The following is an 18,192-nucleotide window of genomic DNA, read 5'->3' as shown; positions in this document are numbered from 1 at the left end:
CTTTTTTATATATGAGATTAATCAAACAAACAAATTACAAATATTGTAATTTTTGTCTATATAAATAATTGGAGAGAGATATGAAAAAAAGTATTTTGTTGGTATCGTTTCTTGCCGTCTCCTCGTTTAGTGTTAACGCAGCAGAAATTAAGTTTCTTTGCTATCAGGACGCTAATGAGTGTGACGTTTTGGAAGAGATGTCTTCTGTTTGGGAAAACTCAACTGGAAATACAGTTAACTTTGAAAAAGTGGGCTATGATGTAGTTAGAGATCAGCTTGAGAATCAACTTGAAGCTGGCTCTGCTCCAGACGTTGCTCGTGTTACTAATTTAGGTGGATTGAATCAGTATTACCTTGATCTTACGCCTTATGTTGATGCTGGAAAATGGGAAACAAACTATGGTGCAACGTTGCCATGGTATAGAAAACCATCTGGCGATAACGGAATTTATGGCTGGCAAGCACAGCTCACAGTTACGGGTCCTTATGTAAACGTAACGATGTTTGAAGATGCTGGTGTTGATATGCCTGAAGAAGGCGCTACCTGGGATGACTGGGCTGACGCTCTAAGAGTTGTCAAGTCTGAACTAGGCCTAACAGCTGGACTTGCAATGGATAGAACAGCACACAGATGGGCTGGACCAGCTTTTTCTTATGGCGCTAAATTCCATGAGAATGGCGTTCCTATTTTAGTTGATGATGGATTCAAAGCTTTTGCTGAAACGTTTGTTGGATGGCATGAGGAAGGCTTAATGCCTGCTGAAGGCTGGCCTGCTGGTGGCGGTACTGCTTATAAAAATGCAGCACCTCTTTTCCTAGATGGTACGGTAGCTATGCACATGTCAGGATCTTGGATGCTTGGTAACTATGATGCAAACATCACTGACTTTGAGTGGAAAGTTGTTCCTATTCCATGTGGATCAGGTGGTTGTGGAGCAATGCCAGGAGGTTCTGGAGTTGTTGCATTTAAATCAACTAAGGAGCCTGAAGTTTCAGCTTCGTTCATTGACTTCTTGTCACAAGCTGGAAGAGCGGGTTACTTTGCATCTAATACTTCAAACATTACTGCACACCAAGGTCTTCAAAAAGCTGGAATTGATTACTCAGGCGTAAGCCAGAGAGTTTCAGCTGGACTGTCTACTTTTGCAGCAAATGCAGGTAAAGCGGCAGAATCTACTCCGCAAGCCTATTGGTTCCAAGGTTACAATAAGAACTTTGCCATTTACGGTATTGTTCCTGACTACATAACTAAAGCGATCACTGGTGAAATGAGCCTTGATGACGCTTTGGCAGCGATTGATGCTGACGTAGCAGCAAAGATAGCTGAATAGTTATTATTCAGTTATACTGAAGTTCTAAACTTTAAGGCCGTCTCTTGAGGCGGCCTTAATTTTATTTAAAATTCAATCCTTATAATGTTTGACGCTGTTTTAAATCTTAATAGTTGGTTTCTATTTTTTGCTCTCTATCTTTTGGTGGGTTTTATATTAGCAAAGGATGTCTATGGCTTTATTCCAAAGCTTATGTCAAGTATTGGCTGGCCCATCGAGTTTACTCAAAAACTGTTTGGAACTAAATCTCTTCCTTACTTATTTTTATTTCCAAATATCCTCATATTTGGACTCTTTACGTTTCTTCCATTGTTCATGAACTTTGGCTTTTCTGTGACCGATGGAACAAGTATCAACTTTGAGAATAGAGCGTTTTCAGGGCTTGATAACCTGGCAAGAATTACTCAGGAAATTCAAATTGATACTGGCGGTATTAACGTTGAGAATGCCAAATTCAAATCAGCGCTGTATGACACATTTGTGTTTGTGATACTTCAAGTGCCTATTATGATACTCATAGCTCTTTTTACTGCAATTGTTCTCAATAGGGAGGTTATTGGAAGGGGTTTTTGGAGGGCTGTATTTTTTTATCCAGTCATGCTGAGCCCTGTGGTTGTTGCATTTTTATGGACTCTTATACTGAAGAGGCAAGGCATGTTGTCTCAAACACTAATAGACTGGAACTGGATTAGTGAGCCGATCCAGTGGCTAATGGATCCAAACTGGACAATGTTCTGGTCAATCTTTGTCTATACATGGGCTCATATGGGTTTTTATATGCTCATCTTGTTGGCTGGACTTCAGTCAATTCCTAGAGACCTTTATGAGGCTGCTCAAATGGACGGGACTTCAGAGAGGCGAGTTTTTTGGCGCATTACACTGCCCTTATTAATGCCAATCTTACTAGTTGTAACAGTACTGTCACTCATTAAAGCGGTTCAGGCATTTGAGGAGCTTTATGCGCTTCAAGTTGGGTGGATCTCACTTGTTTCTTATATTGTTGAAAATGCCGGAATACGTGGCCAAAAAACATTCTTTGGCCTAGGCATTGCGGCAATGGCTTCTCTAATTGTTGCGCTGATATTAATCGTTCTTTCTTTGCTTCAATTCTACTTAACTAGGAGACAAGTCAAGCTATGACAGATGTCATTAAATTTTTTACTCGTAGACAGGGCAAAAAGAAAGCTAGTCTGACCGACTGGATCTCTTATGGTTTTTTATTTCTTGGCTTTTTGATCATCTTTTTGCCAGTTTTGTGGCTAGTAATGAACTCAGTTAAGTCACAATTCTTACTTCAAAAGTATGATACTAATTTTCTACCAATGGACTATGAGCGTATTGCAAGAGCCACAACCTATGGGCCAGATGGTAAAGATATTCTTATTATGAAAGACCTCGAGCCATGGGTCATGTTTTGGAAAAATTTGAGTGATGACGAAAGAGCTGAAAAGGACGTTGTCAACTATATCAAAAATTTTAGTGGAAATGAATACTACGCTTTAAGATCGCACTTTGGACTGGTATCCGTAATGGCTAAGGATTTAATTCTTAGCCAAAACCTACCTGACTGGCTCATCAAGTACCCAAGCATGTTTCCGAGTGCTAAGAAGGAATATGATCCTCAAGCAATAGTGGACAGCCTTGTTGACGAGGATGCGAGGTTGTTATCTGAATATTTAGGACTCAAGCCCTATAAACCGAATGGATTTACAGCGCAAATTTTGGTGTCCATGATGGATCCTCAAACGGGAGAATTAGTTGAGTACTCTGTGAGCCGAATTAACCCAACCAAAGACACTGTCAATGCAAGGCTTGTCTCCAATCCCAAAGGAGGCATAACCAAGCTTCCTCAAAATGAAATTATTATTAACAAAAATTTAAAGCCTTCTTGGATCAACTATACGGATCCTTTAACTAAAAAAGCCCTAAAAAGCTTTGATGCGGTTAGGTGTCTCAATAATTCGGTCTTCGTTACAATAGTAGCAACCTTGATAACACTGCTGATTAACTCTATGGCAGCTTTCGCCTTATCTAAGTATCGATTTAATGGACAGGTCATCTTTTTTGTTATCATTTTGGCAACTTTAATGGTTCCTGCATCGGTACTCATTGTGGGTATTTTTAAAATGGTAACAATGACAGGTCTCTCTGGCTCTCTTTGGGGGGTAATCATTCCGGGAGCAGCGACACCTACTGGGGTCTTTATGCTCAGGCAATATATGCTTACGATTCCAGATGAACTCTTGGAGGCTGCAAGAATGGATGCAGCTAGTGAGTGGACAATTTATTGGCGAATTATATTTCCATTGGCACTGCCTGCAATAGCTGTGCTTGGAATTCTTTCTATTATATGGCGTTGGAATGATCTCATCCTCCCTATGATAGCTGTTTCAACAACAAAAGCCGCTTACACTATTCAGCTTTGTTTGCTTGACTTTAATGGAGAGTATCTTGCGAGGGAGCATTATGCTCTTGCAATGACGGTGGTAAGCTTGGTACCAACAACACTGGTCTTTGTTTTTCTTCAAAAATATATTACAACAGGAATTGCCTCAACAGGCATGAAATAAATTATGGCAAATCTTAAATTACGTGACATTAAAAAATCTTACGGAAAGACAGAGGTTATTCATGGGCTTGATCTGGAGGTTTTAGATGGTGAGTTTTGTGTCCTTGTGGGACCCTCTGGTTGCGGTAAGTCAACACTCTTAAGAATGATTGCTGGTCTAGAGGCAATTACTGAGGGGTCAATCCTCATTAATGATGAAAGGGTCAACGATGTCTCTGCAGCAAAAAGAGGGCTTGCTATGGTTTTTCAGTCATACGCACTTTACCCTCATATGACGGTTCGTCAAAACCTTGCATTTGGACTTGAAAATCTTAAGCTAGATAAAGATGACATTGAGCAAAGGATCAACAAAGCGGCCAACCAGCTAAGAATGGAAGATTACCTTAAAAGAAGACCAGGGCAACTTTCTGGAGGTCAAAGACAACGTGTTGCAATTGGAAGAGCTATTGTCAGAGAACCATCGATTTATCTTTTCGATGAGCCATTATCTAACCTTGATGCTGAGCTTCGTGTTGCCACACGCGTTGAACTCAAAGCGCTTCATGCAAGACTCGGCAATACAATGATTTATGTGACTCATGACCAAGTTGAAGCGATGACAATGGCGGATAAAATTGTGGTCATGCATGATGGCATTATTGAACAGACTGGCTCCCCTTTAGATTTATATAATAAACCAGCCAATCTATTTGTAGCAGGCTTTATTGGCTCGCCAAAAATGAATTTTCTAGATTGCTCATCTCTGCCTGAAGAGATTAAAAAGCTTTCACCAAAGGGTGCTACTACTTTTGGTATTAGGCCTGAGCATCTGAGAATTCAAGATGAAAATACTCTTTCTCTTCAGGTTAAGACTGTTGAACAGTTAGGGTCTGATAGTTACCTTTATGGTGAAACGATTGACAAGCAAGAAATCTCAATAAAATTAAACAGTCAAACCACGATTAAGGGTGGTGAGTCTGTCAAAGTCGGATTCAGCCAAAGCGACACCCACTGGTTCAATGAAAAAGGTGCTTCTCTTTAGTTCTTGATTGTGTATTATCGCTTTATTTAGTTTTCAATAAATTATATGGTCAAGAGTGATCAACCTATTATTTGGATTAAAAATCCTTTAGACGTCTTTGCTGAGAACTGTGAAGGTGGAGTTGTTGTTCAAGGCCAAAAAATTATCGAATTAGTACAAATGGGTCAGACCCCCAAGGCGACTATTGATGAAACTTATGATGCAAGTACAAGCGTCTTATTGCCTGGATTGATCAATACTCATCATCACTTCTACCAAACTCTAACAAGAGCTTATCCTGAGGCTTTGAATAAGGAGCTTTTTCCATGGCTCAAGAGCCTATATAAGGTTTGGGCAAACATTCAGCCTGAAATGCTATCTGTTTCAACTGAGTTAGCACTGTCTGAATTGCTTTTGTCTGGATGCACTACTGCAAGTGATCATCATTACCTTTTTCCAGATCAGCTTGAAAATGCTATAGATATTCAAGTAGAAGAAGCTCAAAAGCTAGGAATGCGCGTCGTTCTGACTAGAGGCTCGATGAGTCTTGGAGAAAAAGATGGCGGTCTACCGCCGCAATCTGTCGTTCAGACTAAAGAACAGATACTATCTGACAGTGAGCGACTCATCAAATCTTACCATGATGCAAACGAGGGATCAATGACTCAAATTGCGCTTGCTCCATGCTCTCCCTTCTCAGTAAGCACTGATTTAATGATTGAGACTGCTGAGCTTGCTGAGCAGCAGAATGTTCGTCTTCATACTCATTTAGCAGAAACGATAGATGAAGAAAATTTTTGTTTAGAAAAATTTGGTTTTCGGACTGTTGACTATCTTGAGAGTGTCGGCTGGTTGTCTGGGCGAACTTGGCTTGCTCATGGCATACACTTTAATCAAGAAGAGGTTAAAAAGTTAGGTGAGAATAATGTTGGTATTTGTCACTGTCCAACTTCAAATATGATGCTAGCTTCTGGTATTTGTCATAGTCTTGAGCTTGAAAATGCAGGATCTATTATTGGCCTTGGTGTTGATGGTTCAGCCTCCAATGATGGCTCTAATATGATTGCTGAGTTGAGGCAGGCAATGTATTTGCAACGCTTGCGTTATGGCGCCTCAAAGATTACACATCAAAAGACTTATAACTGGGCTACCAAAGGTTCAGCTGCACTTCTAGGAAGGTCAGATATTGGTGAAATTGCGGTTGGAAAGCAGGCAGACCTAGCCTTATTTAAGCTCGATGAGCTCAGATTCTCTGGTAGCCATGACTCTTTGGCTGCTTTACTACTGTGCGGAGCACAAAAAGCTGATAGGGTTATGGTAGCCGGAAAATGGAAAGTTGTTGATGGTGGTATTGTTGGAAAAGATGAATCTGAATTGATCAATCGCCATAGCACTGCAGCAAAAAAATTACGTCAATTATCTGACGCATAGTTTTATCTTAAATCAACTATTGACCTTCGATATAGGTTAATTTATAATCCCAACTTGAATATTGTTACATAAATCAAGTTGAATGAATAAAAGTACTCATGGAGGCTCTCGAAAGGGCGCTGGTCGTAAAAAAAATTCAGGTAGTTTCAAAGAAGAAACGAAAGTCATTAGAGTGCCTGTTAGTCTTGTAGATTCTATTAATCCTGTTATTGAAATATACAAATCTCAAATTAAATCAGATGTCGAAGTTCTTGGAGTTATGGACAATCCTACTGAGCTATCAATTCCAATTTTTACTTCTCGCGTTCAGGCAGGTTTTCCCTCTCCAGCAGATGATCACTTGGAAGATGCTCTCGACCTAAATACACATCTTATTCACCATAAAGAGGCTACATTTTTTGTTAAAGCTCAGGGTGATTCGATGATAGGAGCCGGCATTCAGCAGGGCGATATCCTCATAGTTGATAAATCTTTAGGGGCCAAAAGTGGAAAAATAGTAATCGCAGTTGTTGACGGTGAATTTACTGTGAAGCGTCTACATAAATACAAGGGAAACATAACCCTTAAGGCTGAAAATCCTGACTTTGAAGATATTAAAATTAGTGGTGACGACGAACTCATTATATGGGGTGTTGTGACATCTGTAATACACCAATATGAATAATCGAACCAAGTTTGCACTGGTTGATTGTAATAACTTTTATGCTTCCTGTGAAAGAGTCTTTGAACCCAAGTTAGAGGGTAGGCCTATTGTTGTTCTCTCTAATAATGATGGCTGCATCATTGCACGCTCTAATGAGGCAAAAGCATTAGGTATCAAAATGGGGGTGCCTTACTTCAAACTCAAAAACTTAATTACTCAAAACGGCGTAGTGGTGAAGTCTTCAAACTATCCTTTATATGGAGACATGTCCTCCAGAGTGATGAAGGTTATTGGAGAGTACTCACCTGTTCAAGAGGTTTACTCTATCGATGAAAGCTTTATAGATCTCATGAGGCTTCCACTTAACTTGATGGATCACATGCACTCTCTAAGAAGGCGCGTTAAGAGCTGGACGGGAATCCCGGTATGTGTTGGTGTTGGGAGTACTAAAGTTTTGGCAAAGCTTGCTAATCGTATTGCTAAGAAGTACCCACGATTTGATGGTGTTTTTGATATCGATGATTTATCCTATGAAAGATATTGCAAGCTGTTGAAGTCAGTTGAGGTTGGAGATTTATGGGGTATAGGCAGGCAAAGTGCTAAAAAATTAAATCGTATTGGTATTCATACTAGCCATGACTTTTATCAATCTGACGTTGGTGTAATTGAAACTCTTTTGGGAGTCAATGGGAAAAAGATTTATAAGGAGCTTTATGGTAGCTCGTGTATTCCTATTGAGGCTATTCCTCCAGCCAGACAACAGATTGTCTCTTCACGCTCCTTTGGCTGTGATTTGAAGGATTTTGATGAGCTAAACCAAGCCTTGACTAACCTGACCAGAAAGGCCGTGAATAAGCTCAATAATCATCAGTTAGCAACGACAACTATTACGGTTTTCATCTATACCAATCCTCATAAGAAAGATAAGCCTTGTTTTCACCTATCAAAAACAGTAGGAATGACAACAGCTATTCAAGACCAGTCTCAAATTATTCCTTTAGTAGCCCAAATACTAAGACTGATTTATAAACCTGGACATTCCTTTTATAAGGGCGGTTTAGTGCTAGGAAACCTCACTAAAAATTATCAGCAGCAAGATCTATTTTCAATAACTCAAAATAGTCAGATTCAGACCATGGCACGCCAAAAATCGAATACGATAAGAAGTGTCAATAAAAGATTCAATGAATCAATTAAATACGCCAGTGAGCTAGGTAACAATAGATGGCTACCAAGGGCTGACTTCAAGTCAAATAGATACACGACAAGCTGGACTGAATTATTGGTAATTTAAGTCACGGCATGACACTGAAAAAAATCAAAAAATATACTACAATGTAATTTTAATAAGCAATAAGGAGAAATCAAATGATACGTATGTTGGTAACGATAAATATTTCTAAAGGCTGGAAAACTTGGTCAGAGATGGCAAAAGGCCTGGAGCCTCAAATGAATGAGCAAGGTGCAAAGATGATTTGGGCAGGAGCAAACCCTGATGAAACGGCTGTTTTTGTATTGGCTGAAGCGAAGGACCCGTCATTTGTAAAAACATTTGGTGAGCGGGCTGATATTGTTGAAATTAGAGAGGCGGGAGGTGCAGATGTTTCATCCACAACAGTTATGACCCAAATAGATGAATATTTCTTAGCGTAAAGCTTTTTATATGAAACAAAAAAATGACCTCAGTTGAGGTCATTTTTTTTCTCAAAATTGCATAAATATTTTCTATGCCTATAATAAATCTTTTTTTACTGGATAATATTTAAGAATGAAGCAACTCGCAATCATTGATGATGATCCAGAAATTCTTAAATTGTTGGATCAATATCTAACAAAAAATAGCTTTGAGGTTGATGCCTTTACTGATGGCGAATCCTTTTTAAAAGAAGGCGAAAGTAAATATAGTTTAATTATTTTAGACATTGGTCTTCCTGGAATAGACGGCCTTGAAGTTTGTAAAAGGGTTCGCCAAAACTCAAATATACCCATTATTATGTTGACAGCTGCCAGTGATGATCTTGATCGTATCTTGGGCTTAGAGTTAGGTTCTGATGATTATATGGGTAAGCCATTCAATCCAAGAGAGCTACTTGCAAGAATAAAGGCGCTCTTGAGACGTTCAGAGATAAAAGAGGAGGATGTTGATAATAATATTGTTATGAATTATGCCGCAAGAAGTGCATTTATTGATGGAAAAGAACTTGAGCTAACAGGCACAGAGTTTGACTTGCTTTGCGTTTTTCACAAACAAATTGGAAAGGTACTTAGTAGAGATGAAATTGGTGAATTGCTTCATGGAAGAAGGGTGGATCCATTGGATCGCTCTATTGATACAATTGTGAGTCGTCTGCGTCATAAGCTGAGTAGTCATTTTGATGGTGAAATTATCCAAAGTGTAAGAGGCAAGGGGTACGTCCTCTTGATGAAGAATTGAGAAATAATTTATTTTTTCTATCGGCACTAATACCTAAAACTATTGTTGCCCGAATGACTTCAGTGTTGTTCATCGGAATTCTTGTAGCACAACTTTTGGGAACTTGGCTTTGGGTTGAACAACTAAAATCCTCTGAAAAAGAAAGAATGGCTGAAATTTCTCAAGAGCTAGGTTACAACATTGCCCAAGCTGTGGGTTTCTTTGAAAAACTCCCTAATCAATATAGACAGGAGACTCTTAGTCAGCTTAGACAAAATGGTGGAACATTCTTGGACTTCGGTGCTGAGTTTTTTGTTTCATTTAATAAAGACTATATAAATTCAAAACCTATTGCAAATAATGAATTTACAGCGTTAGTAAGTAATAATCTAGAAAAAACTTTATTCTCACAAATAGGCCAAGTAGATGATTTAAATATTCAATTCGTAAAATTTAGTGACACAAAAATTATGACTCCTAATGCTCCACAAGAAGGACTAACGAATAGCTTTATAATGTCACCCTTAGTGCCAATTTGGAATGCTCTAGGCCTTCAACAAACTAACTTAGATAATCCACTTGCTGTCATCCAGTTTAGATTAGAAAATCAAAATGAATGGATGTATTTGGCAACAATAATACCAAAAGGCGAATTATTGCTCAGTTTTGACTGGATTAATGGTGAGCGAATTTTTACTTCCTCATTGGTTTCACTAACAATGCTTTTGATTACGTTCTTATTTGTTCGTTGGCTGGTTTCACCACTTCAATCACTAGCCCATCAAGCCGACTTGCTAGGTAAAGGACGATTTCCAAGACAATTAGATGAAACAGGATCAAAGGAAATGGTTGCTACAATTAGTGCATTTAATTCAATGGCTCGTCGTATTCAAAAATTTGTAGCTGATCGAGAGCGATCCTTTGCTGCTATATCTCATGACCTTAAAACTCCTCTAACAAGAGCTAGACTAAGAGTTGAAGGAATTAATGATACTTCTATAAAAGAAGACTTGATTGGTGACTTAGACTACCTTGAAACAATGGTTAAAAGTAGTCTTCAAATAATGACAGATGGAGTTGAGCATGAAAATACTTCAAATGTCGATTTAACTGAAATGTTAGAGGCAATTTTAAAAAAAGAAGAGATTCTTGGTCTGCCTATTAAAATAAATATTGATGGAAAAATTAACATGAGGGGCCGCGCAGTTGCGCTAGAACGTCTTTTTTCAAACCTTATAAATAATGCCCTTACTTATGGTCAAGGAGTTGAGGTAACTGGTCAAAAAAAGAAGACAGGAATCTTTATTCAAATTAAAGATAAGGGGCCTGGGCTAAGTGATACTAATAAGGAAAAAGTTTTCAAGCCTTATTATCGTCTTGAGACTAAATTGAGTGATAATCACTCAGGACTCGGGATGGGTATTGCTCGAAACATTGCTAATGTTCATGGAGGCGAACTTGAGCTAAAAGATAGAAAGGGTGGTGGACTAATTGTTGAGGTTTACTTTCCTGTCTAATGTCAAATCCGAGTCTTCCTAAATTTAAAAGTAAAGGGTTTTTAATTGAGCATGTTAAATCTATTATGGCTTTTTATCATCCGCACTGCATAGATAACAATGATGGCGGCTTTTTTCAACATTTTCGAGATGATGGCAGTATTTATGATTTTGAAACAAGGCACCTAGTAAGTAGTACACGTTTTATATTTAATTACTCAATGGCAGCCATTCACTTTGATAATAATGATTATCTTGATGCTGCACTCCATGGAATAGAGTATCTAAGAAATTCGCATCTGAATAAAGAAACAGGTGGCTACGCATGGACTATGAAAGGGAATGAGGCGGATGATTCAACCAATTACTGTTATGGTCTAGCATTTGTTTTATTAGCCTATTCGACTGCATACAAAGCGGGTATTGAAAAATCTAAAGATTATATTGATGAAACCTTTGAGTTGATGGAGAAACATTTTTGGTCAAAGGAACATGAGCTTTATTCTGATGAAATATCTGCTGACTGGTCAAACGTTTCTAAATATCGTGGGCAAAACGCTAATATGCATTCTTGTGAGGCTCTTATTTCGGCATTTGAGGCAACCAATGAGCAAAAGTACTTGGACCGTGCACATCTTATTGCAAATAATATCTGTAATAAACAAGCCAGTCTAGCTGATGAATTAATATGGGAGCATTATGACTCAAATTGGCAAATTGATTGGACTTACAATAAGGATCGGCCCGATGACTTATTTCGTCCTTGGGGCTTTCAGGTAGGGCACCTAACTGAATGGGCTAAGTTGTTAGTTATCCTTGAAAGGTATATTGATGAAGAGTGGTTAATTCCCAGAGCTGTAAAATTATTTGACGATGCTGTAGAAATGGGATGGGATGAAAAATCAGGCGGCTTAGTTTATGGCTTTGCACCGAATGGTGATGTTTGCGATTCAGATAAATATTTTTGGGTTCAGGCTGAATCACTTGCAGCTGCGGCTTTGTTAGCCCAGCGAATGAATGATGAGTATTATTGGAAGTGGTATGATCGAATTTGGACATATAGCTGGAATCATATGATTGATCAAAAGTATGGTGCCTGGTTTCGGATATTAGATTCAAGTAATCAAAAGTATGATGACCTTAAAAGTCCTGCTGGAAAAACCGATTACCATACAATGGGGGCTTGTTACGAATCTTTGAATGCTATTTGAATTTAGAAAGGACTTCCTAGTTTAAAATACTCAAATAATTTTTATAATTTTTTATTTATGACACCTGAGAATGTAATTGAGAAATGGGCTGATTATTTCAATGCTGGAGATTTAGAGGGGATTACTAGCTTGTATCATAGAGATAGTACTCTATTGCCAACCTTTCTTCCTAAATTACTCTCATCGAAAGAGCAAATATCTGGTTACTTTGTTGCTGCGATAGAGGGTAAAGCTTCTATTGAAGTCAATGTTGGTCAATCCATTAAAAAAGTTATATCTGAAGACGCCTATCTTATGACTGGATCTTATGTTTTTTGTCTTCCAAGCAAGGGTGAAGAAAAATACGAGTCTTGGTACAGTTTTTTAATTGATTTGTCTGTTGACTCACCAATTAGACACCATCACTCATCTAGAGTGCCATTTGATTTTGACCTAAGTCACTAAGCTCCTCAATAGTAAATCTCCCGTTAAAGTCAACCTCGTAATCCTCAGCTGCAAAGTCAGGGGGGCTCTTACCTAGAATAAAGTTTTGAGTTTGGCGTTTTGCATAGTCTAGATTTTTTTTACATTGTGGAGATGAGCCAATAAACATTACATTAGAGTAATCTTTACCAGTGTGTTTATCAGCAACCGCATGAGTTAAATCAGGATGCCACCATACAGTATCTCCGGGATTGACATCTTGTATTGTAACTATTCCATCAAGAAGATCTTGGTGATAATCAGAAGAGATTAATAAAGGTCTACCAGGTGTTGCATCACAAAGACTATCTGGCGCAATATCATCCTGCAGTGCACGAAGAAGAAGGTAGCTCATGCTGTTTGCAATTGGAATAAGGGAGAGTGTTCCATCTGAAGGGCCTTGTGCTGTTAATGCTGTCCAACCTTGAAATGTTCGAAACATTGAACAAACAGCTGGTGATTTGTATTCTTTTGTGTGGGTTCTATGGGCCGCATTCCATGGGTCGTATGATTTTAAGTCGCCATTAAAGACAGAGCCATAGACTTTTTGAAAGGCAGGATCAGTCCAGCGCTCAAAAGACCCTCCATCAATGTGTGGCGATAGTCCAAGCGTCTCATCACCTGGCTCTCTTCGACGAATTCTATCTGCATAAATGAAATCATTGTTAGGATCAAACTCATCACCATGTGGGCTTGAAACGTTCCACATTGAGTTTAAAAATCTCTTGGTATTAGCCATCGACTGAGATTGTCTTGCAAGCATTTGAGGTCTTGACCAATATATTCCAAAAATTTGAGGAGCGCCAGATTTTAATTGAGAAAAATACTGATCCATACCCTCTCTCTCAACTGATTTAGTAAAGTAGTCATTACTTAAAATATAATCACCAACTTCATCATTCCATTCGCTAGCTTGCTGGTCATCAAATACATTTCTTATAATTAAAGCGCCTCTTCTTTTTATATTGGCAATTTCATCAAAAGAAACCTTGCCGTTAACTATTGATTTGTAATCAATTTCTGGAATTACTGGAATTTCTTTATGTTGCATTTCAAGAATATTATCGACTTCTTTTTTTGTGTTTGATTGGGCAAGATCAAAGCTTTTTTTAACATTAAAGTGAGTCCTAAGAAGCTCTTTAGAAGTAATTATTGACTGTTGAATTTGTTGAAGTTTTTCCATAATGTTAAATAGTATATCTAAATTTTTTGCAAACTCTCAATTTAAAGTTGTTACAAAGTATTACAAATTGTGTCAATCGATTGACACCTAAATTATTGTTAATTATGATGCATTTCTAGTTCTAAAGTTTATTTAGCAACTATGGTTTATTTATTGTATTAAATCAATACTTTAAGTAGTTTTTATTAATTAAGGAGATAAAAAAATGGTAAACAAATACTTTGTAAAAAGTGTAGCAGCCAGTTTAGTTCTTTCTTTTAGTGCATCTCAAGCATTTGCTGACGACGTTGACTTCCTCCATTGGTGGACTTCAGGTGGTGAAGCTGCTGCTGTTGGCGTATTAAAGGATGATCTAGAAGGCAAAGGAATTGGTTGGAAAGATATGCCTATAGCTGGTGGTGGCGGTGATGCTGCTATGACTACGCTTAAGGCTCGTGTTACTGCTGGTAATGCGCCAACTGCTGTTCAAATGCTTGGATACGCAATACAAGATTGGGGCGATCAAGGCAAACTAGCTAACCTAAATGACCTAGCTGCATCAGAAGGTTGGGACGCAGTAGTTCCTTCAGCACTTCAAGCTTTTTCTAAGCATAATGGTGACTGGGTAGCGGCTCCAGTAAATGTTCACTCTACTAACTGGGTTTGGATTAGTAAATCTGCTCTAGATGCTACTGGTGGAAATGCGCCAAGCACTTGGGAAGAGTTAGTTTCTGTTCTTGATGCAATGAAAGCAAATGGTATTACTCCATTAGCTCACGGTGGTCAAGCATGGCAAGATGCAACAATCTTTGATGGTGTTGCGCTAAGTCTTGGAAATGGCTTCTATAAATCAGCTTTGATTGATTTAAATGAAGACGCTCTTGGTGGTCCATTAATGGTAGAAGCTTTCAACAGAATGGCAACATTGCGTTCATATGTTGACGATAACTTCTCAGGTCGCGACTGGAACCTAGCTTCAGCTATGGTTATTAATGGCGAAGCTGGTATGCAAATGATGGGTGACTGGGCTAAAGGTGAATTCCTTAAGGCTGGACAAAAACCTGGTTCTGATTTCGTATGTGTTCGTTTCCCAGGAACTCAAGGTTCTGTAACTTTCAACTCTGACCAGTTTGCTATGTTCAGTGGTTCTGGAAGTTCAGCTGCACAAGAGGCTATGGCTTCTTCTGTTATGAATCCTGTTTTCCAATCAGCGTTCAACGTTGTTAAAGGTTCAGTTCCTGCACGTACAGACGTTCCTGACATGATGTTTGATCATTGTGGTAAGAAAGGAATGGCAGATCTAGCAGCAGCTAATGCAGCTGGAAGCTTGTTCGGTTCAATGGCTCATGGCCATACTGTTCGACCTGCAATCCAATCAGCTATTGTTGATGTAGTTTCAGCTCACTTTAATGGTGAGTTCTCAGCTGAAGAAGCTGCAGAAGAAATGGTTGCAGCAGTCGCAGCAGCAAGATAAATTTAAATATTATCTAAATTTACTATAGATTTTATTAAGTTTGTTTTTTATAGTTGGCGAATTAATAGTTCGCCAACTATTTTTTTAATTAGAATTGTAATAAATGAAAAATTACCTTCAGCTTTTACTTCCTAGAATTGTTCTAGCGCCAAGTTTCTTTCTTATTCTTGTCTTTGTGTATGGTTTCATTATCTACACAGGTTACTTATCTCTTACAGACTCCCGCATGCTTCCAACATATGAATTTATGGGCTGGGGGAACTACACAAAACTTTTTGGCTTAAGGCACTGGAAGATTGCAGTTAATAATTTAGCAATTTTTGCAATTTTATATATTTTATTTTGTACAGTAATTGGTCTGCTTTTGGCAATTTTACTGGACCAAAAAATTCGAGCTGAGGGCTTTCTTAGGCCAATTTTTCTTTATCCGATGGCGCTCTCTTTTATTGTCACCGGAACAGCATGGAAATGGTTTTTAGATCCTGGTATTGGGCTTGAACATATTATGCATCAATGGGGCTGGGAAAGTTTTGAATTTGGCTGGATAAAAGACCGAACCTTTGCAATCTACACTGTAGTTATTGCTGCTGTATGGCAAAGCTCTGGTTTTGTTATGGCGATGTTTCTTGCTGGTCTTCGTGGAATTGATGGTGAAATTATGAAGGCAGCACAAATTGATGGTGCATCAGGTTTTCGAATCTATAGAAGGATAATTATCCCAATGTTGAGGCCAGCTTTTCTGTCTGCATTTGTGATTTTAGCACACCTCTCAATTAAGGCTTATGACCTAGTTATTGCATTAACAAATGGAGGCCCTGGAAGAGCTACTGAAGTTCCAGCAACCTTTATGTATTCATACACATTTTCCAGGAATCAAATGGGGGTTGGTGCTACCTCAGCAATTATTATGCTACTTATGATTTTTTCAATCATTATTCCTTACTTATATAGCGAGTTAAGAAGTGAGAAGCAATCATGAGTAGAAATTTTGTGACTAATAATATTAAGTTTTCGCGCATCTTGATTTACATTGTGTTAATTATTTTTGCAATTTATTACTTGCTCCCTTTGTATGTGATGCTCGTAAATTCTTTAAAACCTTTAGAGGAGATAAGAGGGGGTGGAATGTTGTATCTTCCTTCAGTGTGGACTTTGGATCCTTGGAGAGCCGCTTGGTCAAGCGCTCAAATTGGTGTAGATCCAAGTGGGCTGAGGCCTTATTTTTGGAATTCAATTAGCATGGTTGTGCCTGCAGTATTGCTGTCTACAGTGCTTGGCTCACTAAACGGTTATGTTCTTACTAAGTGGCAGTTTAAAGGCCACGGCGTTGTTTTTGGATTGTTATTATTGTCATGTTTTATTCCTTTTCAGATTGTATTAATACCCATGGCAAAATTATTAGGCGTATTTGGTTTGGCTGGAACCACCTCTGGATTAGTTTTAGTTCATTTAGTGTATGGAGTTGGCTTTACCACTTTATTTTTTAGAAATTACTATGCCGCTTTTCCAACAGAGATTATTAAAGCAGCACAAATCGATGGAGCTGGCTTCTTCAGAATTTTTTGGCGTGTTTTACTACCGAGCTCTGGTCCAATTATTGTGGTCAGTGTGATATGGCAATTTACTAATATCTGGAATGATTTTTTATTTGGCGCTTCATTCGCTGATTTTGATTCCACACCAATTACTGTAGCGCTCAATAATCTTGTTAATTCGTCAACTGGTGTGAAGGAATACAATGTGCATTTTGCAGGGGCAATTCTTGCTGCGCTCCCAACACTGGTTGTTTATATCGTTTCTGGACGATATTTTGTAAGAGGCTTGATGGCTGGCGCTGTCAAAGGTTAATTTTATTTATAATTATTGCTTGAAGGAAAGGAAATGGCAAAAGTAACAATTTCTGATTTATATAAAAGTTATGGTTCTGTTGAAGTCTTAAAAGGGATAAATCTTCATATAGAGGATGGTGGCTTTTTAGTTTTAGTTGGGCCATCAGGTTGTGGAAAGTCCACCTTGCTTAATACAATTGCAGGGCTGGAAGAGATTACAAGTGGCGATATAGAAATAGGAAAAAATTCTGTTGCTGGGCTTCACCCCTCAAAACGAAACATTGCCATGGTGTTTCAATCTTATGCTTTATATCCAAATATGACCGTATCTCAGAATATAGGCTTTGGAATGGAGATGAAAGGAATTGATAAAAATGAACGCGAAATTTCAATAAATAAGGTTGCTGAGACTCTTCAAATTAGTGAATTATTGAACCGTAAGCCTGGTCAATTGTCAGGCGGTCAAAGGCAAAGAGTTGCGATGGGTCGAGCTATTGTCCGTGAGCCAGAAGTTTTTTTATTTGATGAGCCCTTATCAAACTTAGATGCGAAACTTCGTATTGATATGAGAACCGAAATAAAGCGCCTTCATCAAAGACTCGGCTCAACAATTATTTATGTTACTCATGATCAAGTTGAGGCCATGACTTTGGCAACTAAGATTGCGGTACTTAAAGATGGCTGCATTCAACAATTTGATACTCCTTATGAAATATATAACAACCCTAGCAATATGTTTGTTGCAAATTTTATGGGCGCACCTGCAATGAACCTTATTGAAGGTAATGTGGTTATGAAGAATAAAGATATTGAGTTTGAAATGAAAAACAATAAAGGTGATGTTATTTCATTACCTATTGACGACGTCAAAGGTTTAGAGAATTATATTAATAAAACTGTTGTATTTGGAATTCGACCTGAGTCTATTAATGACCTCGAGTTATCAGGTAAAAAAACAAATAAAAAGTTGGTTGAAAAGGAAGTTGAAATTGATGTTGTGGAGCCAGCTGGCTCAGATACATATGCTATAGTTGAATTTGGAGGAAAGCAAGTTGTTACAAGGCTTAATGGAAACTCTATTGTAGCTGCTGGTGAAAAAGTTAAATTAACATTTAATTTATCTCAGGCGGTCTTTTTTAATATTGATACTGAGGAGCGAATTAGATAACGA

16 protein-coding genes and 1 pseudogene are annotated in these 18,192 nt (G+C 38.2%); 16 read left to right on the top strand and 1 reads right to left on the bottom strand.

The window, feature by feature from the left end; genetic code table 11:
* Positions 1–80: 80 nt before the first annotated feature.
* The 12 genes and pseudogenes from W908_RS05100 to W908_RS05045 all read left to right on the top strand — a co-directional run bounded on the left by W908_RS05100 (position 81) and on the right by W908_RS05045 (position 12,538).
* A complete protein-coding gene (locus W908_RS05100) occupies positions 81–1,331 on the top strand; it encodes an ABC transporter substrate-binding protein (RefSeq protein WP_053820205.1) in 1,251 nt (416 codons plus the stop codon).
* Between the two features lie 84 nt (positions 1,332–1,415).
* Positions 1,416–2,471, top strand: a complete 1,056-nt coding sequence (locus W908_RS05095; protein WP_053820204.1) for a carbohydrate ABC transporter permease — start codon at positions 1,416–1,418, stop codon at positions 2,469–2,471.
* 755 nt (positions 2,472–3,226) lie between these two features.
* A pseudogene (locus tag W908_RS08960) lies at positions 3,227–3,901 on the top strand (carbohydrate ABC transporter permease); the annotation flags it as partial.
* Positions 3,902–3,904: 3 nt separating this feature from the next.
* Entirely contained in the window at positions 3,905–4,921 is a 1,017-nt protein-coding gene (locus tag W908_RS05085) for an ABC transporter ATP-binding protein (protein ID WP_053820203.1), read from the top strand.
* 45 nt (positions 4,922–4,966) lie between these two features.
* Positions 4,967–6,331, top strand: coding sequence for an 8-oxoguanine deaminase (locus W908_RS05080; RefSeq protein ID WP_053820202.1), 1,365 nt, complete (start codon positions 4,967–4,969; stop codon positions 6,329–6,331).
* Positions 6,332–6,413: 82 nt separating this feature from the next.
* A complete protein-coding gene (locus tag W908_RS05075; RefSeq protein ID WP_053820201.1) occupies positions 6,414–6,995 on the top strand; it encodes a LexA family protein in 582 nt (193 codons plus the stop codon).
* On the top strand, positions 6,988–8,268 hold the full coding sequence (locus W908_RS05070; RefSeq protein ID WP_053820200.1) for a Y-family DNA polymerase: 1,281 nt from the start codon (positions 6,988–6,990) through the stop codon (positions 8,266–8,268). Before W908_RS05075 ends, W908_RS05070 begins: the two co-directional genes overlap by 8 nt.
* Before the next feature lie 74 nt (positions 8,269–8,342).
* On the top strand, positions 8,343–8,627 hold the full coding sequence (locus W908_RS05065) for a hypothetical protein (protein ID WP_236849121.1): 285 nt from the start codon (positions 8,343–8,345) through the stop codon (positions 8,625–8,627).
* A 115-nt stretch (positions 8,628–8,742) separates the two neighbouring features.
* Positions 8,743–9,408 carry a response regulator transcription factor gene (locus W908_RS05060; protein ID WP_053820198.1) on the top strand — a complete coding sequence of 222 codons (666 nt, stop codon included), beginning with the start codon at positions 8,743–8,745 and terminating at the stop codon, positions 9,406–9,408.
* A 53-nt stretch (positions 9,409–9,461) separates the two neighbouring features.
* Positions 9,462–10,904 (top strand): ATP-binding protein, encoded by a 1,443-nt coding sequence (locus W908_RS05055; protein WP_236849120.1) that lies wholly within the window; start codon positions 9,462–9,464, stop codon positions 10,902–10,904.
* Positions 10,904–12,094, top strand: a complete 1,191-nt coding sequence (locus tag W908_RS05050; protein WP_053820196.1) for an AGE family epimerase/isomerase — start codon at positions 10,904–10,906, stop codon at positions 12,092–12,094. The genes W908_RS05055 and W908_RS05050 overlap by 1 nt, the downstream gene beginning before the upstream one ends.
* A 57-nt stretch (positions 12,095–12,151) precedes the next feature.
* The gene (locus W908_RS05045; RefSeq protein WP_020027508.1) at positions 12,152–12,538 is read left to right on the top strand and encodes a hypothetical protein; all 387 of its coding nucleotides are present in this window, start codon (positions 12,152–12,154) and stop codon (positions 12,536–12,538) included.
* Here W908_RS05045 and W908_RS05040 read toward each other — a convergent pair.
* Positions 12,504–13,739, bottom strand: coding sequence for a YbiU family protein (locus tag W908_RS05040; protein WP_053820195.1), 1,236 nt, complete (start codon positions 13,737–13,739; stop codon positions 12,504–12,506). The genes W908_RS05045 and W908_RS05040 overlap by 35 nt on opposite strands.
* A gap of 205 nt (positions 13,740–13,944) precedes the next feature.
* On the opposite strand from W908_RS05040, the gene W908_RS05035 reads away from it, so the two are divergent.
* The 4 genes from W908_RS05035 to W908_RS05020 all read left to right on the top strand — a co-directional run bounded on the left by W908_RS05035 (position 13,945) and on the right by W908_RS05020 (position 18,189).
* Entirely contained in the window at positions 13,945–15,192 is a 1,248-nt protein-coding gene (locus W908_RS05035) for an ABC transporter substrate-binding protein (RefSeq protein WP_053820194.1), read from the top strand.
* Between the two features lie 103 nt (positions 15,193–15,295).
* Entirely contained in the window at positions 15,296–16,171 is an 876-nt protein-coding gene (locus W908_RS05030; RefSeq protein WP_053820193.1) for a carbohydrate ABC transporter permease, read from the top strand.
* On the top strand, positions 16,168–17,040 hold the full coding sequence (locus tag W908_RS05025; protein WP_053820192.1) for a carbohydrate ABC transporter permease: 873 nt from the start codon (positions 16,168–16,170) through the stop codon (positions 17,038–17,040). Before W908_RS05030 ends, W908_RS05025 begins: the two co-directional genes overlap by 4 nt.
* 33 nt (positions 17,041–17,073) lie before the next feature.
* Positions 17,074–18,189, top strand: coding sequence for an ABC transporter ATP-binding protein (locus W908_RS05020; protein ID WP_053820191.1), 1,116 nt, complete (start codon positions 17,074–17,076; stop codon positions 18,187–18,189).
* Positions 18,190–18,192: the final 3 nt, after the last annotated feature.

The organism is Candidatus Pseudothioglobus singularis PS1 (assembly GCF_001281385.1).
Classification (GTDB): domain Bacteria; phylum Pseudomonadota; class Gammaproteobacteria; order PS1; family Pseudothioglobaceae; genus Pseudothioglobus; species Pseudothioglobus singularis.
The sequence above is the reverse complement of the archived record's forward strand: the minus strand, read 5'-3'. Positions and strand labels throughout refer to the sequence as shown.